21 protein-coding genes are annotated in these 22,163 nt (G+C 49.6%); 2 read left to right on the top strand and 19 right to left on the bottom strand.

The features are described from left to right. Nucleotides 1-62 precede the first annotated feature (62 nt). Together CHH53_RS03150 and CHH53_RS03145 are read right to left on the bottom strand one after the other, a co-directional pair. Nucleotides 63-1,709 carry a DAK2 domain-containing protein gene (locus CHH53_RS03150; protein WP_095214662.1) on the bottom strand — a complete coding sequence of 549 codons (1,647 nt, stop codon included), beginning with the start codon at nucleotides 1,707-1,709 and terminating at the stop codon, nucleotides 63-65. 30 nt (nucleotides 1,710-1,739) lie between these two features. Beyond that, nucleotides 1,740-2,102, bottom strand: a complete 363-nt coding sequence (locus CHH53_RS03145; protein ID WP_095214661.1) for an Asp23/Gls24 family envelope stress response protein — start codon at nucleotides 2,100-2,102, stop codon at nucleotides 1,740-1,742. Nucleotides 2,103-2,320: 218 nt separating this feature from the next. Here CHH53_RS03145 and rpmB point away from each other — a divergent pair, with 218 nt between their 5' ends. After that, nucleotides 2,321-2,509, top strand: coding sequence for a 50S ribosomal protein L28 (gene rpmB / locus CHH53_RS03140; protein WP_038560076.1), 189 nt, complete (start codon nucleotides 2,321-2,323; stop codon nucleotides 2,507-2,509). 84 nt (nucleotides 2,510-2,593) lie between these two features. On the opposite strand, the gene spoVM is transcribed toward rpmB, so the two are convergent. From spoVM to CHH53_RS03065, 15 genes are all read right to left on the bottom strand, one after another. Continuing rightward, complete coding sequence (gene spoVM / locus CHH53_RS03135; protein ID WP_077309667.1) at nucleotides 2,594-2,674, bottom strand: stage V sporulation protein SpoVM; 81 nt, start codon at nucleotides 2,672-2,674, stop codon at nucleotides 2,594-2,596. Nucleotides 2,675-2,720: 46 nt separating this feature from the next. Next, on the bottom strand, nucleotides 2,721-3,365 hold the full coding sequence (locus tag CHH53_RS03130; protein ID WP_095214660.1) for a thiamine diphosphokinase: 645 nt from the start codon (nucleotides 3,363-3,365) through the stop codon (nucleotides 2,721-2,723). 3 nt (nucleotides 3,366-3,368) lie between these two features. After that, complete coding sequence (gene rpe, locus CHH53_RS03125) at nucleotides 3,369-4,022, bottom strand: ribulose-phosphate 3-epimerase (RefSeq protein ID WP_095214815.1); 654 nt, start codon at nucleotides 4,020-4,022, stop codon at nucleotides 3,369-3,371. A 2-nt stretch (nucleotides 4,023-4,024) separates the two neighbouring features. Further along, on the bottom strand, nucleotides 4,025-4,909 hold the full coding sequence (rsgA, locus tag CHH53_RS03120; RefSeq protein WP_095214659.1) for a ribosome small subunit-dependent GTPase A: 885 nt from the start codon (nucleotides 4,907-4,909) through the stop codon (nucleotides 4,025-4,027). Further along, complete coding sequence (gene pknB / locus CHH53_RS03115) at nucleotides 4,910-6,907, bottom strand: Stk1 family PASTA domain-containing Ser/Thr kinase (RefSeq protein ID WP_095214658.1); 1,998 nt, start codon at nucleotides 6,905-6,907, stop codon at nucleotides 4,910-4,912. Nucleotide 6,908: 1 nt separating this feature from the next. After that, on the bottom strand, nucleotides 6,909-7,664 hold the full coding sequence (locus CHH53_RS03110) for a Stp1/IreP family PP2C-type Ser/Thr phosphatase (protein ID WP_095214657.1): 756 nt from the start codon (nucleotides 7,662-7,664) through the stop codon (nucleotides 6,909-6,911). 60 nt (nucleotides 7,665-7,724) lie between these two features. After that, on the bottom strand, nucleotides 7,725-9,068 hold the full coding sequence (rsmB, locus tag CHH53_RS03105) for a 16S rRNA (cytosine(967)-C(5))-methyltransferase RsmB (RefSeq protein WP_095214656.1): 1,344 nt from the start codon (nucleotides 9,066-9,068) through the stop codon (nucleotides 7,725-7,727). Further along, nucleotides 9,055-10,005: a methionyl-tRNA formyltransferase gene (fmt, locus tag CHH53_RS03100; protein ID WP_095214655.1), complete on the bottom strand. Its 951-nt coding sequence runs from the start codon at nucleotides 10,003-10,005 to the stop codon at nucleotides 9,055-9,057. Before fmt ends, rsmB begins: the two co-directional genes overlap by 14 nt. A 17-nt stretch (nucleotides 10,006-10,022) precedes the next feature. Further along, the gene (gene priA, locus CHH53_RS03095; protein ID WP_095214654.1) at nucleotides 10,023-12,425 is read right to left on the bottom strand and encodes a primosomal protein N'; all 2,403 of its coding nucleotides are present in this window, start codon (nucleotides 12,423-12,425) and stop codon (nucleotides 10,023-10,025) included. Next, entirely contained in the window at nucleotides 12,422-13,630 is a 1,209-nt protein-coding gene (gene coaBC / locus CHH53_RS03090) for a bifunctional phosphopantothenoylcysteine decarboxylase/phosphopantothenate--cysteine ligase CoaBC (protein ID WP_095214653.1), read from the bottom strand. The genes priA and coaBC overlap by 4 nt, the downstream gene beginning before the upstream one ends. A 99-nt stretch (nucleotides 13,631-13,729) precedes the next feature. Next, complete coding sequence (gene rpoZ, locus CHH53_RS03085; protein ID WP_095214652.1) at nucleotides 13,730-13,927, bottom strand: DNA-directed RNA polymerase subunit omega; 198 nt, start codon at nucleotides 13,925-13,927, stop codon at nucleotides 13,730-13,732. A 1-nt stretch (nucleotide 13,928) separates the two neighbouring features. After that, complete coding sequence (gene gmk, locus CHH53_RS03080) at nucleotides 13,929-14,543, bottom strand: guanylate kinase (RefSeq protein ID WP_095214651.1); 615 nt, start codon at nucleotides 14,541-14,543, stop codon at nucleotides 13,929-13,931. A 14-nt stretch (nucleotides 14,544-14,557) separates the two neighbouring features. Continuing rightward, nucleotides 14,558-14,818, bottom strand: coding sequence for an extracellular matrix/biofilm regulator RemA (gene remA, locus CHH53_RS03075; RefSeq protein ID WP_093726648.1), 261 nt, complete (start codon nucleotides 14,816-14,818; stop codon nucleotides 14,558-14,560). A gap of 183 nt (nucleotides 14,819-15,001) precedes the next feature. Continuing rightward, nucleotides 15,002-15,880, bottom strand: coding sequence for a YicC/YloC family endoribonuclease (locus CHH53_RS03070; protein ID WP_158221467.1), 879 nt, complete (start codon nucleotides 15,878-15,880; stop codon nucleotides 15,002-15,004). 119 nt (nucleotides 15,881-15,999) lie between these two features. Then, nucleotides 16,000-18,642: a cation-translocating P-type ATPase gene (locus CHH53_RS03065; protein ID WP_095214649.1), complete on the bottom strand. Its 2,643-nt coding sequence runs from the start codon at nucleotides 18,640-18,642 to the stop codon at nucleotides 16,000-16,002. 89 nt (nucleotides 18,643-18,731) lie between these two features. Here CHH53_RS03065 and CHH53_RS03060 point away from each other — a divergent pair, with 89 nt between their 5' ends. After that, the gene (locus tag CHH53_RS03060; protein ID WP_095214648.1) at nucleotides 18,732-20,438 is read left to right on the top strand and encodes an Rqc2 family fibronectin-binding protein; all 1,707 of its coding nucleotides are present in this window, start codon (nucleotides 18,732-18,734) and stop codon (nucleotides 20,436-20,438) included. A 27-nt stretch (nucleotides 20,439-20,465) separates the two neighbouring features. Here CHH53_RS03060 and CHH53_RS03055 read toward each other — a convergent pair whose 3' ends face one another. Then, nucleotides 20,466-20,963: a GNAT family N-acetyltransferase gene (locus tag CHH53_RS03055; RefSeq protein ID WP_095214647.1), complete on the bottom strand. Its 498-nt coding sequence runs from the start codon at nucleotides 20,961-20,963 to the stop codon at nucleotides 20,466-20,468. Between the two features lie 12 nt (nucleotides 20,964-20,975). Beyond that, nucleotides 20,976-22,124, bottom strand: a complete 1,149-nt coding sequence (locus CHH53_RS03050; protein WP_095214814.1) for an amidohydrolase — start codon at nucleotides 22,122-22,124, stop codon at nucleotides 20,976-20,978. Between the last annotated feature and the right edge of the window lie 39 nt (nucleotides 22,125-22,163).

Raw genomic sequence — 22,163 nt, 5'->3', positions numbered from 1 at the left:
TCACACATATGTTCCTACTGCAACCAATGAAAAAAGCTCCTGTCAAGGAGCTTTCCCCACTCTTATTCAACTGCGACCAAGTACGTGTATACAGGCTGATTGCCTTCATGGATTTCCAGCTCCGCCTCCGGGAATTCCTCTTCGACGAAATCCTCCAGGCGGTCATCCGTTCCGGCCGCATCTTCCCCGCGGATAACCGTAATCAATTCATCTTCGTCAGTGACCATCTGCCCAAGCAAGAGCTCAAGGGCTTCGTCCGCAGAAGAAGCAGCGGAAATGATCTTACCTTCCAAAATAGCAATGAATTGTCCTTCCTTGATTGCGACACCTTCGATTGTCGTATCACGAACAGCATGTGTCACTTGTCCGGATTTCACTTGCGAAATTGCTTCTATCATAGCTTCGGCATTGTTGTCTGCCTCTTGGGAAGCATCAAAGGCAAGCAAAGAACGCATACCTTGAGGAATCGTCTTCGTCGGGACAACAAATGCTTGCACTTCCGCCATTTTAGCTGCCTGCTCCGCTGCCATTATGATGTTCTTGTTATTGGGCAATATATAGACAGAATCAGCATTCGCTGCTTTGATGGCATCGGCAATATCCTGTGTGCTCGGGTTCATCGTCTGTCCGCCTGAAATGACGATATTCGCCCCAAGGCTTTCAAACAACGCCTTCACGCCATCCCCCATCGCAACGGTGACAATGCCATGGCGGTTGCGTTCCTGCTTTTCTTTTTTACCGACGATCGCTGCATGCTGTTCCCGCATATTCTCGATCTTCATATTGATCAAGCTGCCGAACTTCTGGCTGTATGTCATGACTTCCCCTGGATATTCCGTATGGATATGCACCTTCACGACATCCTCATCAGCCACGACCAGCAAGGAATCACCTCTACCGTTCAATTCCTCCCGGTAAGCCTGTTCATCGAATGGATTCTCCTTCAGCTTGTCCGCTTCGAATTTGACCATGAATTCCGTGCAATAGCCATATGTGATATCGGCTGTATCCAAAAAGTCCTGCGCTTGCTTGTGATGCTCTGCACTCACAAGATTCTCCATCTTGCCATGCTGCACCTCAGCCGGAAGTTCTTCACCCGTCAAAGCAGCAAGGAAACCTTCATAAACCGTGACCAGTCCTTGACCCCCGCTATCCACAACACCGACTTCCTTGAGAACAGGAAGCAAATCGGGTGTACGGCTCAGGCTTTGCTTTGCAGCTTCCACCACAAATCTGAACAGCTCGACCGGATCGGCTTCCGCCCTTGATTTTTCAACAGCTGCCGCCGCTGCATCCTTCGCTACTGTCAGGATCGTCCCTTCGACAGGTTTCATGACTGCTTTATATGCAGTTTTAACACCAGCATCCAATGCATGGGCAAACTTGCCTGCAGTCAGGTCCTTATTTCCTTCCAGCGCTTTTGCAAAACCTCGGAAAAGCTGTGAGAGAATGACACCCGAATTCCCCCTTGCTCCCATCAGCAACCCTTTGGCAAAGGCCGAAGCGATCACACCGACTTCCTCACTGTCCGTTTCCTGGACAGCCTTCGCCCCCGATGTAATCGTCAAGTTCATGTTTGTACCTGTATCGCCATCCGGTACGGGAAATACATTCAATGCATCAATCGTCTTGGCGTTATCAGCCAGATGCTGTGCACCGGTCAGCAGCATTCCCGCAAATGTCTTCCCATCCACATTTCCAACACTCAAACTGTTTCCTCCTTAAATCTGCCGGCTATTCTAGTCTGCAGAAACACTGACGCCTTGAATATAAATGTTCACAGAGCTCGTCAGCACGCCCAATGCCCGATCCAATGTATATTTCACTTGGGATTGCACATTATGTGCGACCTCGGATATTTTGGTTCCATAACTTACAATGATGTGCAAGTCGATCTGGACTTTGTTGTCCGCCTGGGTCACGACTATTCCTTTTGAATAGTTCTCCCTGCGGAGTATTTCTGCTATGCCGTCACGTAATTGATGTCTGGAAGCCATACCGACGATGCCATAGCATTTTACCGCGGCACTTCCAGCCAATGTTGCGATTACATCCGTTGCAATCGTGATTCTTCCATCCTCTGTAGTCAGATGAAGGCTCATGCGGCTCCTCCTAACGCTTCTCAAATATATTCCTACTATACTATATGGAAGCTTCATTTGAAAGCGGATTAAAAATAGCCCTTTCTACAATGCCAGCTAAACATCATACTGTCAAGTAAATTTTCTTGATATATTTTTGTTAGATTATTGCATTACATGCCGAGTTGTGATAAATTTGTTTAGTGTTACAAACTACTCGTCATATTAGGAGGGATAACATGGGACGCAAATGTGTAATCACAGGACGCACTACTCGTTCTGGTAATGCTCGTTCTCATGCCATGAACGCTAATAAACGTACTTGGAAAGCAAACGTTCAAAAAGTTCGCATCCTTGTTGATGGTAAACCCAAAAAAGTTTACGTATCAGCTCGTGCGCTTAAAAAAGGTAACATCGAACGCGTATAAATAGCATTTCTAAAATACTTTTATGGTAGCATTCGCATGCGACAAAAAAAGCACCCTTTTTCGAAAGGAGTGCTTTTTTTCGTGCTAATCTTTTTTAAACGTTCCGATAATGACGCGGACAAAGCCACCGATGAACCTCGGGAGTTTAAAGGTATAGAATTTCATAAGTTCCCCTTCCTCCTTTTTCCTGAGCAGCCTAACGCTGTAGCTTTTAAACATCCTTGCTCTTTATCATTATTACTATGCCTGAGGTGAATGAATAAGTACCAGTTTGTGCAACAAGCTCATTGGAGATGGACAGTGTCCCGCCCCAATGGATCGAAGCATCTGTTAAAGGATATTTAAAGCCGGTCAAGGTTAGACCATCAACTTGCTCGGAGAAGGAAAGAAATGATACATAACGGTATGCATCATCTTGTTTTGTTTGGTATGTACCTGGCCGATGCATGCGGATCATGTTCTGCCTGTCGATGATGACAGCCTCATCGAATGCATCAAGCAGCCTGTACAGCATCTGGATGTTGATGAGCTCATGATCAAGCCTTCCGCCAGTCACTCCATAGACCGTCACTTCACTTGCACCGAGTTCTTGCGCGTGACGGATTGCCAGTTCGAAATCCGTTTCATCTTTTTCCGGAGGATACACAAGGACTTGATCGGCATATTGCCGGATCATCGCCAGGTCCTCCTCCGACACCGAATCGAAATCCCCTACAGCCAGTTTCATCCGGATGCCGGCAGATGCCAGCGCTTTTGCACCAGCATCCGCCCCTATCCAGATATGATGCTGTTCAGCGTGTAAATCCGGCAGGCTGCCCGCTCCGCCGACCAGCCCGATACTCCGCTTTGCTCCCATCTGTCATTCAGCCGCTTCCCGGATTGCTGCAATTGCCGCAGCCCGGTCTTCCTTGCCATAAACCGCACTGCCGGCAACAAGTACATCCGCACCAGCATCCGTACATAGTTTAGCCGTTTCAGTGTTCACACCGCCATCGATTTCGATTTCGAAATCGAGTTCAAGTGCAGCACGAAGCCTTGCTAATTCTTCCACCTTCTTCAATACGGAAGGGATGAAGCTTTGGCCGCCAAAACCTGGATTGACCGTCATCAAAAGCACCATATCTACCTCAGGCAACATTTCTTCTATCAAACCGACAGGCGTTGCCGGGTTCAACACGACCCCCGCCTTGACTCCCTGTTCCTTGATCATCATGATCGTCCGGTGCAGGTGGATGCAAGCTTCCTGATGGACAGTGATGATATCGGCACCGGCCTTGGCGAAAACTTCGATATATTGCTCGGGCTTCTCTATCATCAGATGAACATCCAGCGGAAGATCAGTCACAGGACGAATCGCCTCCACGATAAGCGGCCCGATCGTAATATTCGGAACAAAATGGCCGTCCATCACATCGACATGGATGTAATCGGCTCCGCCTTTTTCCACGTCACGGATTTCCATAGCCAAATTGGCAAAGTCAGCTGAAAGAATGGATGGTGCGATTTTTGTCATCATTAATACCTCGGCTTTCTCGATTTGATTTCCTCAAGGAACTGCAGGTAATGCATATAGCGGTACTCTGGAATCTCCCCTGCGCCGACCGCTTGCTTCACTGCGCATTTAGGTTCCTTGTGATGCATACAGCCCCTGAATTTACAGCTATCTTCCCGCTCCCTGAATTCCGGGAAGCATGACGGCAGTTCTTCGGCTTCCAATTCAGTGAACTCCAGTGAACTGAATCCTGGTGTATCTGCGACAAGGCCGCCTCCAATCGGTATAAGCTCCACATGCCTTGTCGTATGGCGGCCGCGTCCAAGACTTTCGGATATTTCTTTTGTTTCCAGCTCCAGCCGCGGATCGATCGCGTTGAGCATCGATGATTTACCGACCCCAGACTGTCCCGCAATCACCGAGATTTTGTCTTTCATATGCAGCTTCACTCGATCCAAGTTTGTCTCTTCCTTGGAGGACAGCATCTCGACCGGGTATCCGATCTGTTGATAATCGTCCTTGAACGCTTCTATCTCGGCCATCCCATCGGCAGACAGCATGTCCATTTTCGTAATGAAAATGACTGGCTCGATATGCTTCGATTCCACTAAAACAAGGAATCGATCGAGTAATGCCGTACTGAAATCCGGCTGTGCCGCCGATGTTACGATGATGGCCTGATCGATATTTGCGATCGGCGGCCTGACGAGCTCGTTTTTCCGCGGAAGGACGTCCAGCACATAGCCCTCCTGCTTTGTTTCCGCTTCGAATTCCACTTCATCACCGACAAGCGGCGTTATTTTTTGTTTGCGAAATACACCTCTGCCACGACATTGATAGGTCTCTCCCTCATCCGTGAGAACATAATAAAACCCGCTCAATGCTTTCATAATCTTACCTGATGGCATTTATTCACCTTCCCTGTCTTCATACGGAACCGTTTTTTCCAAGAATACTTCATCATCCCGCAGTACGCGGTATTCGGCTTCACCGCCTGCCGGTATGCTCAGTGTCAGTGTAATCTCCTCATCCTCCGTGATCGCCCGTTCATCATAAAGCTCCGTGACATCATGATCGGCATCGCCGACATAAATCTGAACAATCTGAGGGACCGAATCCTCCTGTCCCTCATCCGTCTGTTCCTCATCCCCCATCCCTGCATCTTCAGGCTGATAAGGGACAGTGAATGTCACTGTGTGCGTGGCAGGAGGCAGATTCTCCGGACCGGTCGAGACATACAGATCGACACTGCCATTTTCTTCAATCGATTGCCCCGCTCCCGGATCGTGACGGATCACGACACCTTCATCGACTTCGTCCGATGGCTGTTCGATGAAATTGCCATCAAGATCATTCTTATCCAGATAGGATTGGGCCTCTTCCTCCGTCATCCCGGTCAGATCCGTCAATGTCACTGCCTCTGGTCCCTTGCTCACTTCAAAAATGACCGTCGTGTCCTCCGGAACCACTTTGGATCCTGCCTGAGGCTGGATCTGGGAGATGATTGTCCCTACCGGTTCATCCGAGAACTCTTCATATGAGCGTACATTTTTATAGCCCTTATCATTCAACAGTTTTTCCACCTGGGAGAATGATTTGCCCTCGTAATCATCGAACTCTTCTTTTTCCTTGCCGATGCTTGTGTAGACCGTGACACTGGTTCCTTCCTTGATTTTACTGCCGGCTGAAGGATCTGTTTTGACGACATTTCCTTCTTCCACTGTATCCGATGCCGTTGCTTCACGTTTCACATGCAGATCCCGTTCGGACAGCTTATCAACCGCATCCGCATAAGAATCCCCAGTCACATCGATCATCGTGACTTCCTTCGGGGCCGTCGCCAGTACCAAGCCTACACCGGTACCAGCAAGCACTAAAATAATGACAGCTATCCACAAAAGGACCTTCCAGCGCTTTTTCTTCTTTTTCGGCTTCTCCGCTTGCCCCGGCGGATTCGTATGACCGTTATGTACGATCGTGTCGGCCAATGACGCCTTGTTAAGGTCCTTCTCCGAAATGATCGGAATGGCTTTGGTCGTTTCCCCATCGTCCTTAGGCGGCGTGAACCGCGGTTCATCCGCTCTTGCCGGATCAAGGCATGTTTCCAGATCGGCTTCCATATCATAGGTGCTCGTATAACGATAAAAAGGATCTTTCGTGGTGGCCTTCAGCACGATATTCTCCACGCTTTGGGGAATATCCCCCGTCCAGCGTCTGACGGATGGCGTTTCCGTCTGCAAATGCTTCAAAGCAATGCTCACCGCTGATTCCCCGGAAAAAGGCAGACGGCCGGTAAGCAGCTCAAACATGACGATACCAAGGGAATACACATCCGACTTCTTTGTTGCGATGCCTCCCCTTGCCTGTTCAGGGGAAAGATAGTGGACAGAACCCAGCATGGCATTCGTCTGAGTCAAAGACGTCGCACTCAAGGCTGTGGCAATTCCAAAGTCAGTCACCTTCACCTTGCCATAATCATCGATCAGGATATTCTGCGGCTTGATATCGCGATGGACGATTCCATTGGCGTGGGCATGGGAAATAGCAGAGGTGACCTGTTTCATGATATCTACAGTGTCAGGCACCACGACGGAACCATGGGTGTGTATGTATTGCTTCAATGTCATTCCGCTGACGTATTCCATGACCATGTAGTAAATGCCATCTTCATCGCCGACGTCATATATCGTGACGATATTCGGATGTGAAAGACTGGTAGCCGCATGGGCTTCCCGGTGGAATCTGGCGATGAATTCATCATCGTTGGCATATTCCAATTTCAGGACTTTGACGGCAACTTCACGATCGAGAATGATATCCTGGGCCAAATAGACATTTGCCATACCGCCTCCGCCGATCAGACGGTGTATTTCGTACCGTTCATTCAGCGTACGTCCTTCGAGCATGCTAAGCACCCTCCCGGACAGGTGTATCAGCCAAATCGGCTATGATCAATGAAATATTATCTTCCCCGCCTCGCTCGTTGGCAATCGTCACGAGCCGCGAAGCAATATTTTCGATCTCTTCCCCGGATGTGAGATATTGCAGAAGCTCCTGCTTATCCAGTTTATTTGATAGTCCATCCGAGCATAACAGCAGGCGGTCGCCAGCTTCCCAGGTGATGGACACCAGATCCATCTCCACTTCCTGATCGGTTCCCAGCGCGCGCAGCAGAACATTCTTGCGTGGATGGTGCTCGGCATCCTGTTCCGTGATCTGGCCTGATCGTACCAATTCATTTACAAGGGAATGGTCTTCCGTCACTTGCTTGAAGCCCTCTTCATTCAGCAGATAGCAGCGGCTGTCCCCGATATGGGCAATCGTCACAAAATCATCCGTACAAACGGCTGCAACAATCGTCGTTCCCATCCCCGACAATTCCTCGCTCTGACGCGACTCTTCATAAACACGAAGATTGACATCCTTGATTGCCTGCTTGATTGCCTCTTCGGCCTGCTTAGGGGAATCGAAGCTCTCTGCTGATTCCCACCAGCTGCGCAAATTGGAAATCGCCAGCTGACTGGCGACATCACCTGCTTTATGTCCGCCCATTCCATCGGCAATCACAGCTAGATGCTGTTTATGGGAATTAGAGAACACTCCGCCTGCATCCTCATTATGACTTCTGATCTGGCCACGGTCGGTAATGAAAAAACCTCTCACGCTTTTCACCTCATCTATATGCAGTCTGTTTGCTGCTCCAAGTTTATCCTACCACATTTCTTACCCTTTTCTAACAAGCCGGACAAGGAAAAAGCCATCCGTATTGAAATCCTGCGGGAAAATCTGCAAACCCGCCTCTGTCAAACCTGGCGCACCCTGAATGGCCTGCGGCAAATCATCACGGAAATCCGGGTCGACTTCGAATTCGGGGTGCTCCATCAGGAAAGCGCGGACAACTTGTTCATTCTCTGCTTGATCTACAGTACAAGTACTGTAGACAAGCTTCCCGCCTATTTTCAAAAGCGGTGCTACCTCTTCCAGTAAGTCAGCCTGAATGGAAGTAAGCGACAATACGTCTTGTTCGGACTTGTGATACTTGATATCTGGTTTTCCCCTGAGCACACCCAGTCCGGAACACGGGGCATCAAGCAAAATGCGGTCGAAACTTTCTTGTTCATGTTTTTCCTGCAGGTTGCGGGCATCTGCCTGGTTGGCCTCGATGATCGTTAGCTTGAGCTTCTCTGCTTTCTGCTGGACCTGTTTCGCTTTCTTGGCATGCAGGTCATATGCAAAAAGCCTGCCTTGATCCTCCATCGTTTCCGCAATATGGGTCGTCTTGCCGCCTGGCGCACTGCACGCATCCAGCACTGTCATACCGGCTGCCGCATCCACCATCCGACCGGCAAGCATACTCGTTTGATCCTGCACGGTAACTTGATTGGAGAGGAATAGGTCGCTTTTCAGGATATTGCCTTTCTCAATGATGATTCCTTGCGCATCGATGACAGAAGGACGGACAGTGAATCCTTGGGATTCCAGTTCCTCCATCGCCTCCTCACGCGAAGTAAGCAGCGGCTGCACCCGGACGCTTATCGGTTTCTCCACCTGATTCACAGCACACATCTCACGCGCTGTTTTCTCTCCGTATTGTGCGATCCAGCGCTCCACCAACCAGCGAGGATGACTCGTCTCCAATGAAATGCGCTCTGCCGGGTCCTTGATCTCATCCAGATCCGGAAAACCTTTTCGCTGCACATTGCGCAGTACAGCATTCACGAGTGATGCAATCCCTTTATGGCCCCGCTGTTTGGCGATTTCGACAGATTCATGGATGACGGCATGATCAGGTACCCGATCGAGCGCGTACATCTGATAAAAAGCAGACAGCAGGAGCCATTTTGCCCATGTTTCCAATTTCTTTGACACAAACTGGCCAAGGAAATACTCCAATGTCAATTTATAAGACAACGTTCCATAAACGATTTCGGTCAGCAGGGCCGCATCCCTGCTGTCAAAATCTTTGTTTCGAATCGCCTGGTCAAGGAGCAGATGGCTGTAACCGCCTTGATCCCCGATCCTGGTCAGCAATGTGACAGCTGTGTCACGCAGTTCATACTTCTTCATGCTCGCCCAGCCTTTCCCCGACTTGCATATCCTTGCCGACACCCCGCAAATAATCACCTGCAGTCATTTGTTTCTTGCCTGCCGGCTGCACCTGGGTCAATTTTACAGCTGTATTGTCCCCGCAAATAACGACGATGCCATCTGACCCGATTGCAGCGATTTGCCCTGGTTCCCCGTCGTACTTCCGTTCCAGAAGCTCGCTCCACCATACTTTGAAGGGCTTCCCTTTATAAGTGGTGAAGGCGACCGGCCATGGATGCATGCCGCGGATATGGTTGAATACTTCCCAATTCGAACGGCTCCAATCAATCACTTCCTGCTCCCGTTTGATTGTCGGGGCAAAGGTCACCTTGTCCTCATCCTGCTTGATCGGGGTCACTTTTCGAGCAAAGATATCAGGAAGGATATCATGGACCATTTCCGCACCCAGGACCGCCAATTTATCATGCATCGTACCAACATGATCTTCCATTGTAATCGGGACGGAACGCTGCAGCAGCATATCGCCTGCATCCAGTTTTTCCACCATGTACATGATGGTGACGCCTGTTTCCGCTTTCCCTTGCTGGATGGCGTAATGGATCGGCGCCCCTCCGCGGAGTTCCGGCAGCAAGGAGGCATGCACATTGATACAGCCATACTCCGGAAAATCAAGCAGCTCCTTCGGCAATATCTGGCCGAACGCAGCCGTTACGATCAAGTCAGGCTCATAGGAAAAGATTTCTTCATAACTTTCCTTGATTTTTTCCGGCTGATAAACCGGGATCCCGTGTTTCAGAGCTTCCTCCTTCACAGGTGAGCTGGTGAGGATGCGTTTGCGTCCTTTCGGGCGATCAGGCTGGGTGACGACGAGCACCACCTCGCAATCTTCCTCTGTCAGCTGTTTCAGTACGGGCACCGCAAAGTCCGGTGTACCCATGAATACGATTCGTTTCATTCTAATAAGCTCCTTTCCTACATGAGCGAATACGGCTGTAAATCAACATGTATTTGCAAATCTTCTTTTTTCCGTGCGTCTTCGTAGTGATGGAGGATCCTCCTGATCACATCCCGAAGGTTCGGTTCGTTTTTGTATTTTACCATGCACTGGAAGCGATATCTATCCTTGATCCGCGCCAGCGGCGATGGAGTCGGCCCGAGTATCCGGACTTGGTCGGACAGATGCTTCCGCAGCAGCTGGACGATCGTCTGTGTCGTCTGCATCGCCTTCACTTGGTTCTGGTGGCTGATGGTCATCAGGGCCAGATAATAGTAAGGGGGATATTGGAAGGTCCGCCGTGTTTGCATTTCCGTTTGGAAAAACGGGCGGTAATCGCCTGCTGCAGCTAATTCGACACTATAATGTTCCGGAGAATAAGTCTGGATGATGACTTCACCGGGCAAACTATGCCGTCCTGCCCTCCCGCTCACCTGTGTCAGCAGCTGGAATGTCTTCTCCGCCGCCCGGAAGTCAGGCAGATGCAGCATCGAGTCCGCTGCCAGGACACCTACAAGGGTCACTTTTTCGAAATCCAGCCCCTTAGCGATCATCTGGGTGCCGAGCAGAATATCAGCCTCGCCTCTGCCAAAGGCCCCAAGCAGTTTTTCATGTGCACCTTTTCTTCTTGTCGTATCGACATCCATCCGAATGACACGTGCTTCCGGGAGCAGCTGCGTCAGCGCTTCTTCCACCTTTTGGGTACCCGTTCCGAAGTAGCGGATCGTATCACTCTCGCAAGCCGGACAAATCGAAGGAATCGGCTCTTCATAGCCGCAATAATGACATTTTAGCTGTTCACTGCTCCGATGGTAAGTCAATGTGATATCACAGTGCGGGCACTCCACCGTATGTCCGCAGTCGCGGCACATGACAAATGTGCTGTAGCCGCGGCGATTCAGGAACAGTACGGTTTGTTCCTTCCTGACGAGCCGCTCCTTCATCTGTTCCAGCAAATCCCGGGAAAAGATCGATCGGTTGCCTGCATGCAGTTCATCACGCATATCGATGATCTGATAATCCGGCATCGCCGCCTGGTTCACACGTTCCGGCAGCTCCAGCATATGGTAGACTCCTTTTTCAGCTCGGGCAAACGATTCCAGGGACGGAGTCGCACTGCCAAGAACAATGGGAGCATGATGATATTTCCCGCGAAAAACAGCAATGTCCCTGGCGTGGTATTTCGGATGATCTTCCTGCTTGTAGCTTGTTTCATGCTCTTCATCAATGATGATGATACCTACATTCTCGAAGGGAGCGAAGATGGCAGATCTTGCGCCTACAGCCACTTTCACCTGCTTGCGCTGAATTTTCCGCCACTCATCATATTTCTCACCAGCGGATAATGCACTATGGAGAACGGCAACATCAGAACCGAATCTTCCTTTGAATCGATTCACTGTCTGGGGGGTAAGTGCAATTTCGGGAACGAGCACAATGGCTTCCTGACCTTTTTCCAGTACCTGCTGTATGGCCTGCAAATATACTTCCGTTTTCCCGCTCCCCGTCACGCCATGCAGCAGGAATACCTCATGTGATTCTGTCTGGATGCTTTCCAGGATCGGTTCGAGTGCTTTTGCCTGTGAATCGGAAAGCTGCAGCGGCTTTGTGCGTTCAATCTGCCTATCCTCGTATGGATCGCGGAGCACTTCCTTGTCATATGTCCGGAGCAAGCCCGCTTCCAGCAATGGCTTGAGGGTAGAAGCTGTCGTCTCATACATGTCGAGCAATTGCTTCTGCGCGATCGGTGCTGGCTCTTCGATGAAATGCTCAAGCAGCGCTCTTTGTTTCATGGCACGGGCATTCACGGACTCCAATGCCTCCTGAAGTTCTTCTGCACTCTTCTTGGCATCCACCATCCGGATTGTTTTCTTCGTTTCCTTGGAGTTGACTTGATAGTGCAGCTCGATCTGCCCGGCCTTGATTGCTTGCTGGAGCGTGGCCAAGGATACGCCGCTATGCTCGAACTGTTCGAAATCAGCAGTGTCTCCCTCCAGGAACAGCGGCTGCAGTGGTTCTGGCACCTCCCCTGTCCGAATGAGCAGTTTCCGATATTTCGCCTTCATTGCTTGGGGCAGCATCGCCTGGAGGGCAGTGATGTGGAAGCTCAAAGTCTGCTCTCCCATCCATACTCCCAAATCGAGCAATTCAGGTGTCAGTGCCGGAAGCAAATCCATCATTTCCTGTATTTCCTTGAGCCTGTCCACTTCGGCAGAACTGCCGATCTCCAGGACAAAACCCATGATGCGGCGATTTCCGAAAGGTACGACGACACGCATGCCCGGCTGCAGGACGCCGATCATATTCTCGGGAATCAGATAATCATACACGCGGTCGGTCTGACTGGCCGGGACGTCGACAACAACCTTCGCGATGTTCATTTTCTGTCAGCCTCCATATCTTCCAGGATTTCATCCAAAATCCGGTGAGCGATCTGTTTCTTCGTTTCAGAAGGGAGATGCTTTTCCTTGCCTACTTTATTCAAGTAAATCACTTCATTGGTGTCGGACTGGAAACCGCTGTCCGCTTTCCCGACTGTATTAACGCAAATGGCATCCAGCCGCTTGCGCTCTAGCTTGCCTTTGCCGTATGCCACGGCGTTATCTGTCTCTGCCGCAAAGCCGACAAGGAATTGATGCTGCTTCCGCTGTCCAAGCGTTTGAAGGATATCGGTCGTTCGTTCCATTTCAATGGACAAATTGCCATCCTTTTTCTTCATTTTGGAATCAAATGTCCGCGCCGGCCGGTAATCGGCGACTGCGGCAGCTTTAATGACAATGTCCTGCTCTTCATAAACTGCCAGCACTTGCTCGAGCATCTCCTGGGCGCTCGTGATATCCAGCCGCTTGACTCCCTGCGGTGCAGCCAGCTGGGTCGGTCCGCTCACAAGGGTGACGTCTGCCCCGCGCTTTGCGCAAGCTTCGGCAAGGGCATAGCCCATTTTGCCCGAGGAATGATTCGTAAAGAAACGAACCGGATCGACCGATTCCTGCGTCGGCCCGGCAGTGATCAACACGCGTTTACCTTCCAAATCACGTTTGGACTCCGTTTGTTCTTCAAGGATCCGGATAATGGACTCCGGCTCCTCCAATCTGCCTTTGCCGACATAGCCGCATGCCAGATAACCTGCTTCCGGTTCGATGAAGCGATAGCCCCAATCATCCAGCTGCTGCACATTACGGATTACGGCAGGATGCGCGTACATATGGACATTCATGGCAGGCGCTATATAGACAGGGGCCTCGGTCGCAAGCAATGTCGTCGTCAGCATATCATCCGCGATACCATTGGCAAGCTTCCCGATCAGGTTGGCTGTTGCCGGAGCCAATAGGAATATATCTGCCTTATCAGCCAAATCGATATGGGCGATTTTTTCCGGATGCTTTTCATCAAAAGTATCCATATATACCGGGTTACGGGATAAGGCTTGGAACGTAAGCGGCGTTACGAATTCGGCGGCATGCTTTGTCATGATGACATGCACATCCGCTCCCTTTTGCGTCAGTTTGCTAGTCAGTGCACAGGCCTTATATGCAGCGATCCCTCCGGACACACCCAGACAAATCGTTTTTCCTGCTAAATTCATTTCGCTTCCCCCTTCTGATGGACAATAAGAAAGAAACCCCCGCTTGGTGTTCACCATCGCGAGGGCATCTCAATCGGATGCACCTGGCATCCTCACCGTTTATTCTTCTGTATATTCCAATTGGTCAGCTTGAATTTCTTCCAGGGCAATACCAACATATTTATGCGATTTCGGGTTTGCAATCTTCGTTGTTTTCGTCTCCTGCAGCTGACGTGCACGCTGCGATGACAAAGTAACCAAAGTGTATTTAGAATTGATTTTTTCCTGTAGTTTATCGATAGACGGTTCTAGCATCATATCAATTTACCTCCAATGCTTTCTTGTATTCTTTTGCGACACGCTCGCGTTTGCAATGTTCGCTCTGGACGATGGACTGGATTTTCGACACGGCATTGTCCAGCTGATCATTGACGACGACATAATCATATGCATCCATCATCTCGATTTCATCCCGGGCTGCATTCAAACGATTCTTCACAAGATCCGGTGTTTCCGTACCTCGGCCGACGATGCGGTTTTTCAATTCCTCGAGACTCGGCGGAATGAGGAAAATGAAAACGCCCTGAGGGAAGTTCTCTTTCACCTGAAGCGCACCCTGGACCTCGATTTCAAGGAAGACATCATGGCCTGCCTCCAATGTCTCTTCTACATAATCACGCGGAGTGCCATAATAGTTATCCACATACTTCGCGTATTCCAGGAGCTTATTCTGTTCGATCAGCCCCTCGAATTCTTCCTTCGATTTATAGAAATAGTCCACCCCATCTTGTTCGCCCGGCCGCATGTTCCTGGTTGTCATGCTGATTGAGTAGCGAAGATGTGTGTCCTGTTCGAATAAAGCCTTCCTTACTGTCCCTTTTCCGACACCGGAAGGTCCGGACAGGATGAAAAGGATTCCTTTCTGTTCAATCATGTGCTTCCTCCTAGCTATTCCTCAGATAGTTCATCGTCACGCAGGACACGCTGTCCGACCGTTTCAGGCTGTACTGCCGAAAGGATGACGTGATCACTATCAGTGATGATGACAGCTCTTGTTCGCCGACCATATGTAGCATCCACCAGCTTATTCGCATCACGGGCGACCGTGATGATGCGCTTGATGGGAGCCGATTCAGGAGAAACTATCGAGATAATCCTGGTTGCAGAAACGACATTTCCGAACCCGATATTGATCAATTTCAGACTCATCATGCTTCTCCCTTCCTGCTGTACTGCTCTTTTGACTGGCGCTGCAAAATAATTATAATGATCTCTCCATCAAACAGAGGGATGATTATAATTATTTTACCTTTATCATTAAATAAAACATACTCATTCTACTTAATGAGACTATCCTATATATTATAAGTATACTCATGCATAAACTCAATACTATTCTATATTTTGCACTTGCTCTTTTATTTTCTCCAGCTCCGATTTCAGGCTGACAACGATTATACTGATGGAAGAGGCAGTCGACTTGGAACCGATCGTATTCACTTCCCGCTGCATTTCCTGCAGGATGAAATCACATGTCCTGCCGACCGCCCCCTCCTTCTCCAGGTTTGCAGCAAGCTGATCCAGGTGACTCTCCAGGCGAATGAGCTCCTCTGTTATATCGCCTTTTTCAGCAAGCAGTGCGATCTCCTGATGCAGGCGGCTTGTTTCCGGTAGTGCGCCGTCAACATAGCTTGCAATCCGGTCCTGGATGCGCTGCCTATATGCATCCATCACTTGGGGACGCAGCTCTGTCAGCTGTTTCAGCATCGCTTGAATGGCAGACATCCTGTTTCGGATATCACTTGCCAAAGCAGTTCCCTCTGTCGTACGCATCGATAGGAAAGCTTCCAGTGCTTCATCCAGCGCCTGGCCGACCAAATCAGGCAGTTCTGTCAGTTCGGGCTGCGCTTCTTCCACAAGGATATCCTCCGATTGCAAAAGCAGTGTGTCGAGGCTGATTTCGCCACGCAAATCAAAAGCGGATCTTATAGCCTTCAGCTTAACCATATAAGCCTCCGCCAATTCCCAGTCAATGGATATTTCACGTTTTTTCAATGCCCCGCCTTCCACATCCACTGACAGCTCCAGCTTCCCCCTGCTGACGTTTTCCTGCAGCCGCTCCTTCACAGCTGTCTCTAAAAAAGCAGCCGCTTTCGGCAGCTTGCATTTGATATCCAGATATCTGGAGTTGACACTCTTCAACTCGGCTGTAACCGTCAGGCTGCTTCCGGACGCTGTACCTCTTCCATATCCTGTCATACTTTTAGTCAAGCTGATCCCTCCGGCTTTTTGGTAGTCACAGTGTATCAAAATCCAGCCTGTTTGTCCTGCTTCAGCAACGAACCAAACAAAAAAGCATGCTGTCCGGATCAACAGCATGCCCGATGGACTTATCTTTTAATAAAACCAAATAAAACAGTCGGCACTGCACTAAGGGACAAAATCAGCATCCAGTCACGCATGAGCAGATCTGTCGTATGGAAAATCGGCTGCAGCGGACTGACGTAGATGACGGCGAGCAAGAGAATGATGGAGGAAAGAACGGCTCCGATAAGCCAGACATTCCCCAAAGGATTACGAGCGAATACCGATTTTTCACTCCGGCAGTCAAAAACATGGATCAGCTGTGCCATTACCAATGTAGCGAACGCTGCTGTCTGTGCATAAATGAGTCTTTCCGGATCTCCTTGATACATCAGCATGAAAGCAATGATGGTAACCGATCCGATCAAAATACCGCGAGTGACGATTTTCGTCCCCAGCCCTCTGGCAAACACCCCTTCATTCGGATGGCGCGGCTTTTGTTTCATCACTTCATCCTCCGCTTTGTCCATACCAAGGGCAATAGCCGGCAGACCATCCGTCACCAAGTTCACCCATAAGATCTGGATAGGGACAAGCGGCATCGGCAATGCCAGAATCATGGCAAACAGCATGACCAGGATCTCACCTACATTGGAGGCCAGCAGGTAACGTACAAACTTCCTTATATTGGAGTAGATTGTGCGTCCTTCCTTGATAGCTGCTTTGATCGTGGCAAAGTTATCATCCATCAATACCAGCGCGCTTGCCTCCTTGGATACATCCGTACCCGTCACACCCATGCTGATGCCGATATCACTGGCTTTGATTGCCGGCGCATCATTGACACCGTCCCCAGTCATGGCAACGATATGGCCCACCTTTTGCAAAGCTTGGACAATCCTTAGCTTATGCTCCGGCGTAACCCGGGCGAACACATACATTTTATCCACATCTGCCTGCAGCTCTTCGTCTGACATATGATCCAGGTCCTTCCCCTCCACCACCTTTCCGCCAGGCGGCAGGATGTGCAGCATATTGGCAATCGCCGTTGCCGTTTTGACATGATCCCCTGTGATCATGATCGTTTTGATGCCGGCTTTGCGGCAATCGATGATGGCATCCCTTGCTTCCTTGCGCGGCGGATCGATCAAACCGTTCATCCCGATGAAGATCATTTCTTTTTCCAGCTCTTCTTCTTTCGGTTCGTAGCCTGCCGGGAAATGGCGGACACAGATAGCAATCGTCCGAAGCGCTTTGGCTGCCATTTGATCGACAGCTTGATATAATTCCTTCTTATCTTTGTCGGCAAGTAGCTTTTTCTCCGTTCTGTGATATGCGGCTTTTTCGATTAAAATATCCGGCGCTCCCTTGGTGATTGCAACCAGGTTGCCTTCTGGATTCCTTACCAAGACGGTCATCCGTTTGCGTTTGGAATCAAAAGGTATTTCATGCACGATTTTATAACCGGAAAGCTTGTCTTCCTCGATTCCTGCTTTCTTGCCAGCGACAACCAATGCACCTTCAGTCGGATCACCATCGATCATCCAGCGTTTCTTTTTCCGGAATACCTTGGCATGGCTTGATAATACGCCATATCGAAGGAATTGATACAAAGTTTCCTCCTTTGAATCTTTTCCATCCCGGTAAAAACCGCCAGATGGATCATAGCCATCCCCAGTGACCGTGTACGTATTTCCATCCAGGTAAATCTCCTTGACCGTCATTTGGTTTTCGGTGAGTGTCCCGGTTTTATCTGAACAGATCACCGTAGCGGAGCCGAGGGTTTCCACTGCGGATAATCGTCTGACGATTGCCTTCTGCTTGATCATTCGCTGTACGCCGAGCGAGAGGGCGACGGTCACGATTGCCGGAAGACCTTCCGGAATGACAGCAACCGCAAGGGATACGCCGGCAAGCAGCATCTCGTATACAGGATTGCCGCGGTAGACGCCTGCCAAGACGGTCAAAGCTGTCAGGAGCAAGGCGATGACGATCAAGACCTTCCCCAGCTTTTCCAGCCTTCTTTCCAGCGGCGTCTGCTTACGTTTCGTGTCTACAAGCATTTCAGCTATTTGACCGACAGCCGTATCGGAGCCTGTCCCAATGACAATGCCGGTACCGCTTCCCCTTGTGACAAGCGTGCTCATGAAGGCGATATTCAGCTGATCCTGAGGCCCCAGCTGGTCAGAGTCGAGTTTCTCCGTCACCTTGGCTACCGGCAGCGATTCCCCGGTAAGGGCTGATTCCTCCGTTTCCAAGCTTGTCACGGAAACCAAGCGCAGGTCAGCAGGCACACGGTCGCCCGCCGACAGCGATACAATATCACCGACCACCAGTTCAGCGGACGAAATTTTTTCCCATTGTCCATCACGCAGCACCCTGGCCATCGGTGCATTCAATTCCTTCAGCTTGCTGAGTGACTTCTCGGCATTCCTTTCCTGGAAAAAACCGATCAGCGCGTTCAGCACGACGATCAGCAGGATGGCGATACTATCGATATACTCGCCCAGCATACCTGAAATGACTGTCGCAACAAGCAGCACCAGAACCATGAAGTCCTTGAATTGTCCAAAGAACAGCGCAAGCTGCGAAATGCCTTTCTCTTCTTTCCATTCATTCCTTCCGTCCCGCTTCAGCCGCTGCTGTACTTCTTTTGTGCTAAGTCCTTTGTGAGGATCGGAATTTGTTTGTTCAGCTGTTTCATCTGCTGAAATCTGATACCATCGCACATTGCATACCTCCACCCTTATTTCTAAAGTAAATGTATGCGTGCTTGTCCGATAAAATGCTATACTAGCAGAGAATGAGGTGAAACATTATGGCATTTGACGGAATCGTAACCAGGGCAATGGCCAAGGAGCTCCACGACACATTGGCAACTGGCCGTTTATCAAAAATATACCAGCCGACCGATACAGAAATCGTGCTCACCTTCCGCAGTCAAGGGAAGAATCACGCACTGGTCCTATCGGCGCATCCGAGCTATGCACGTGTGCATATCACGGACGATACTTACCAAAATCCGCAGAACCCGCCAATGTTCTGCATGCTTCTAAGAAAGCATCTGGCAGGCGGATTCCTGGAAAAAGTGGAGCAATATGAGAACGAACGGATCCTCCAGCTGAGCTTTGTCAGCAAGGACGAGCTTGGAGACACGACATCCAAGCGGATCATCATGGAAGTGATGGGAAAGCATAGCAACATCATGCTGGTCGATAACGAAACGGACATGATCATCGACAGCATCAAACATATATCCTCCAGTGTGAACCGGCACCGCACCATCCTGCCGGGGCAGACATACAAACTGCCGCCGAGTCAGGAAAAGCTGAATCCATTTAAGCTGGAAGCCGCCGAGTTTGCTCGGAAGCTGGACTTCAATGCAGGGAAAATGAACAAACAGATTTTGAACCTGCTGCAAGGCGTATCTCCTGTTTTGGCCAATGAACTCGCAGAACGGGCCTATATGGGCGATACAGAAAAATATGCGGAAGTTTTCGCCGGATTCTTCGAAAAGCTTAAGCAGGATGATTATGAGCCTACTTATTTCAAAGGCAAAAAAGAAGACTTTTATGTCATGGATCTCACTTCCATCGAAGGCAGCCGGGAACATTATGATTCGATGAGCGAGCTTATCGACAGCTTCTACTCCGGAAAAGCAGAACGCGACCGGGTCAAACAGCAGGCAGGCGACTTGATCCGCTTCCTGAAAAATGAACGGGAAAAGAACATCCGCAAGCTCAGCATCCACGAGAATACGCTGAAAAAAGCCGAAGAAGCGGACATCTATCAGCGTAAGGGAGAATTGCTCACAGCCCATATGCATCAAATCAAGCAAGGTGATACCGAAGCTGTCGTCACGGATTATTATGATCCGGAACAAAAGCAGCTCACCATTGCACTAAACCCGCATAAAACACCGAGCGAAAACGCCCAAAGCTATTTCAAACAGTATAACAAGCTGAAGAAATCGCGTACGATGGTCGAATTGGAGCTGGAAAAAACGAATGCGGAAATCGACTATCTGGATCAGCTGATCCAGCAGGTCGAAGGCGCCCGGGAGCAGGATGTCGAGGAGATCCGGGAGGAGTTGCGGGAGCAAGGTTATCTGAAAGCAAAAACGCAGCAGAAGAAAAACAAGAAATCAAACCTTCCAGAACCGGAAACATACACTGCAACCGACGGTACGACCATACTTGTGGGACACAATAACAAGCAGAATGAATATTTGACGATGAAGCTTGCAAACAAGCAAGATACTTGGCTTCATACGAAGGATATCCCAGGTTCCCATGTGGTGATCCGCTCTGCAGAACCGTCCGAGGAAACGTTGGAAGAAGCAGCTAAACTGGCTGCGTGGTTCAGTAAATCCAGACTTTCCTCCTCTGTGCCTGTCGACTACACAAAGATTCGGCATGTGAAGAAACCGAATGGCGCCAAGCCTGGTTTCGTGACATATGACCAGCAGAAGACATTATACGTCACGCCGGAGGAGAATCTCGTAAAACGATTGGCAAATAAATAAGGAAGTGCGCTCTGACAGCGCACTTCCTTATTTTATTATCTTGTAATAAAAGTTGCCGGCCAGATATGTACCGTATGCATCCTGTGCAAAATCCGGCACTTCCCCAAACAATACATACCCCTCCGACTTATAAAGCTTATTGGCAGGTCCCTCTTTTTCCGTATCAAGCAAGAGCAAGGTCTTGCCATCTTGCTTCGCCACTTGCTCCGCATGCTGCAAAAGATTCCTGGCAACGCCTTTCCTTCTCGCTTTCGGACTTGTCATCAATTTGGCAATTTCCGCCCGATGCTGCCCGTTTTCCTTATCGCTGTAATGGAGTTGGACAGTCCCGGCGATTCGGCCGTCAAGCAAAGCGATGAACAGACGGACATGTTCCGATAGCACTGACTTCCAATAGTTCAAAGCAGTCTCTTTGCTCATCGGATGCAAGTAATTCATCGATGCACCGTCAGCGACAACAGTTTGGAACAGACTTGCCAGTTCTTCTTTACATGGTTCGATCTGTGTGATTTCTTGGAATTCCATAAGTCCTGCCTCCTATTCGGATAAAATTCGCTTCAATGCCTCTGGCGCAATTCCAGCGAAATACCGAGCTGCCGGAAGCAAAGCAGCTTCTTGTAATGTATATCGTGCATGATGGAGGCCATATTCCTGTTCCACGCCTATCCGCACAAATGCTCCTTTGATTTTTTCCTGGTAAAAAGAAAAGTCTTCTCCTCCTGCAGAAGGCTCTAACACAGTCACTTTATAGCCATTTGACTTTGCTTTCTCCATCAGGAATTCCGTCCATGCCGGATCGTTATCGACCGATGGCGGGCCTGCTTGATAATCCAGTTCTGCTTCAGCACCATGAGAAGCCGCCTCATATCTGACGAGCAGATCCATCTGCTTTCGAATCTCAGAGCGGACATCTTTATTGAATGTCCGTACTGTTCCTTCAAGAAAGGCTGTTTCCGGAATGACATTCCAGGTGGAGCCGCTATGGAACTGCGTTACACTTATCACGCCGCTTTCGGTAGCGGGTATTTGTCTGCTGACCAGAGTCTGGAGACGATGGATGATATCCATCCCCACAATAATCGGATCCGTGCCAAGATGAGGTCTGGCAGCATGGGCTCCTTTTCCAGTGATGGTGATTCGGAACCGATCGACAGCGGCTGACAGAATACCTGGTTTTGTGCCAAGCTCTCCCAATGCCAAGTGAGGATCATTATGTAAGCCGAATATAGCTTGTACATCATCCAGCACACCAGTTTGTAAAACTGCTTGAGCACCGGTGGCGGTTTCTTCGGCTGGCTGAAAAATAATTTTCACCGTACCTTCCAGCTCCTCCTGCTGTTCCTTCAGCAATAAAGCTGCTCCCTGCATGACAGCTGTATGAAAATCATGACCGCAAGCATGCATGACACCTGGATGGACCGAACGAAAAGTCTCCTCTGCTTCTTCCTGAATCGGCAATGCATCGATGTCTGCTCGCAGTGCGATCACCGGACCAGGTTTACCAGCAATCTGTGCTACCACACCTGTTTCAAGTGAAGTATCGAGAATATCAATCCCTGCTTCCTCCAGCCATCTGCGTATACGCTCCGTCGTTTTGTATTCCTCGTGTGACAACTCAGGAAATCGATGCAGCGTACGCCTTGCTTCAATCAGTTTTTGTTCTAATGAGTTCTGAAATGCTGTCATCTTGCTCACATCCTTTTCTACCAGACTACCATAACCAAT

Origin of the sequence: Terribacillus sp. 7520-G (genome assembly GCF_002271665.1) — a bacterium.
Lineage (GTDB): Bacteria > Bacillota > Bacilli > Bacillales > Amphibacillaceae > Terribacillus.
Note: the sequence above shows the minus strand (reverse complement) of the source record. Positions and strands in the feature narration are given on the sequence as shown.

Bases quoted from the DNA above. Each gene is read 5' to 3' on its own strand.
- CHH53_RS03145 (WP_095214661.1), bottom strand. From the start codon at position 2,102: ATGAGCCTTCATCTGACTACAGAGGATGGAAGAATCACGATTGCAACG.
- rpmB (WP_038560076.1), top strand. From the start codon at position 2,321: ATGGGACGCAAATGTGTAATCACAGGACGCACTACTCGTTCTGGTAAT.
- spoVM (WP_077309667.1), bottom strand. From the start codon at position 2,674: ATGAAATTCTATACCTTTAAACTCCCGAGGTTCATCGGTGGCTTTGTC.
- CHH53_RS03130 (WP_095214660.1), bottom strand. From the start codon at position 3,365: ATGGGAGCAAAGCGGAGTATCGGGCTGGTCGGCGGAGCGGGCAGCCTG.
- rpe (WP_095214815.1), bottom strand. From the start codon at position 4,022: ATGACAAAAATCGCACCATCCATTCTTTCAGCTGACTTTGCCAATTTG.
- rsgA (WP_095214659.1), bottom strand. From the start codon at position 4,909: ATGCCATCAGGTAAGATTATGAAAGCATTGAGCGGGTTTTATTATGTT.
- pknB (WP_095214658.1), bottom strand. From the start codon at position 6,907: ATGCTCGAAGGACGTACGCTGAATGAACGGTACGAAATACACCGTCTG.
- rsmB (WP_095214656.1), bottom strand. From the start codon at position 9,068: ATGAAGAAGTATGAACTGCGTGACACAGCTGTCACATTGCTGACCAGG.
- fmt (WP_095214655.1), bottom strand. From the start codon at position 10,005: ATGAAACGAATCGTATTCATGGGTACACCGGACTTTGCGGTGCCCGTA.
- priA (WP_095214654.1), bottom strand. From the start codon at position 12,425: ATGAACATCGCGAAGGTTGTTGTCGACGTCCCGGCCAGTCAGACCGAC.
- coaBC (WP_095214653.1), bottom strand. From the start codon at position 13,630: ATGAATTTAGCAGGAAAAACGATTTGTCTGGGTGTGTCCGGAGGGATC.
- rpoZ (WP_095214652.1), bottom strand. From the start codon at position 13,927: ATGATGCTAGAACCGTCTATCGATAAACTACAGGAAAAAATCAATTCT.
- gmk (WP_095214651.1), bottom strand. From the start codon at position 14,543: ATGATTGAACAGAAAGGAATCCTTTTCATCCTGTCCGGACCTTCCGGT.
- remA (WP_093726648.1), bottom strand. From the start codon at position 14,818: ATGAGTCTGAAATTGATCAATATCGGGTTCGGAAATGTCGTTTCTGCA.
- CHH53_RS03060 (WP_095214648.1), top strand. From the start codon at position 18,732: ATGGCATTTGACGGAATCGTAACCAGGGCAATGGCCAAGGAGCTCCAC.
- CHH53_RS03055 (WP_095214647.1), bottom strand. From the start codon at position 20,963: ATGGAATTCCAAGAAATCACACAGATCGAACCATGTAAAGAAGAACTG.
- CHH53_RS03050 (WP_095214814.1), bottom strand. From the start codon at position 22,124: ATGACAGCATTTCAGAACTCATTAGAACAAAAACTGATTGAAGCAAGG.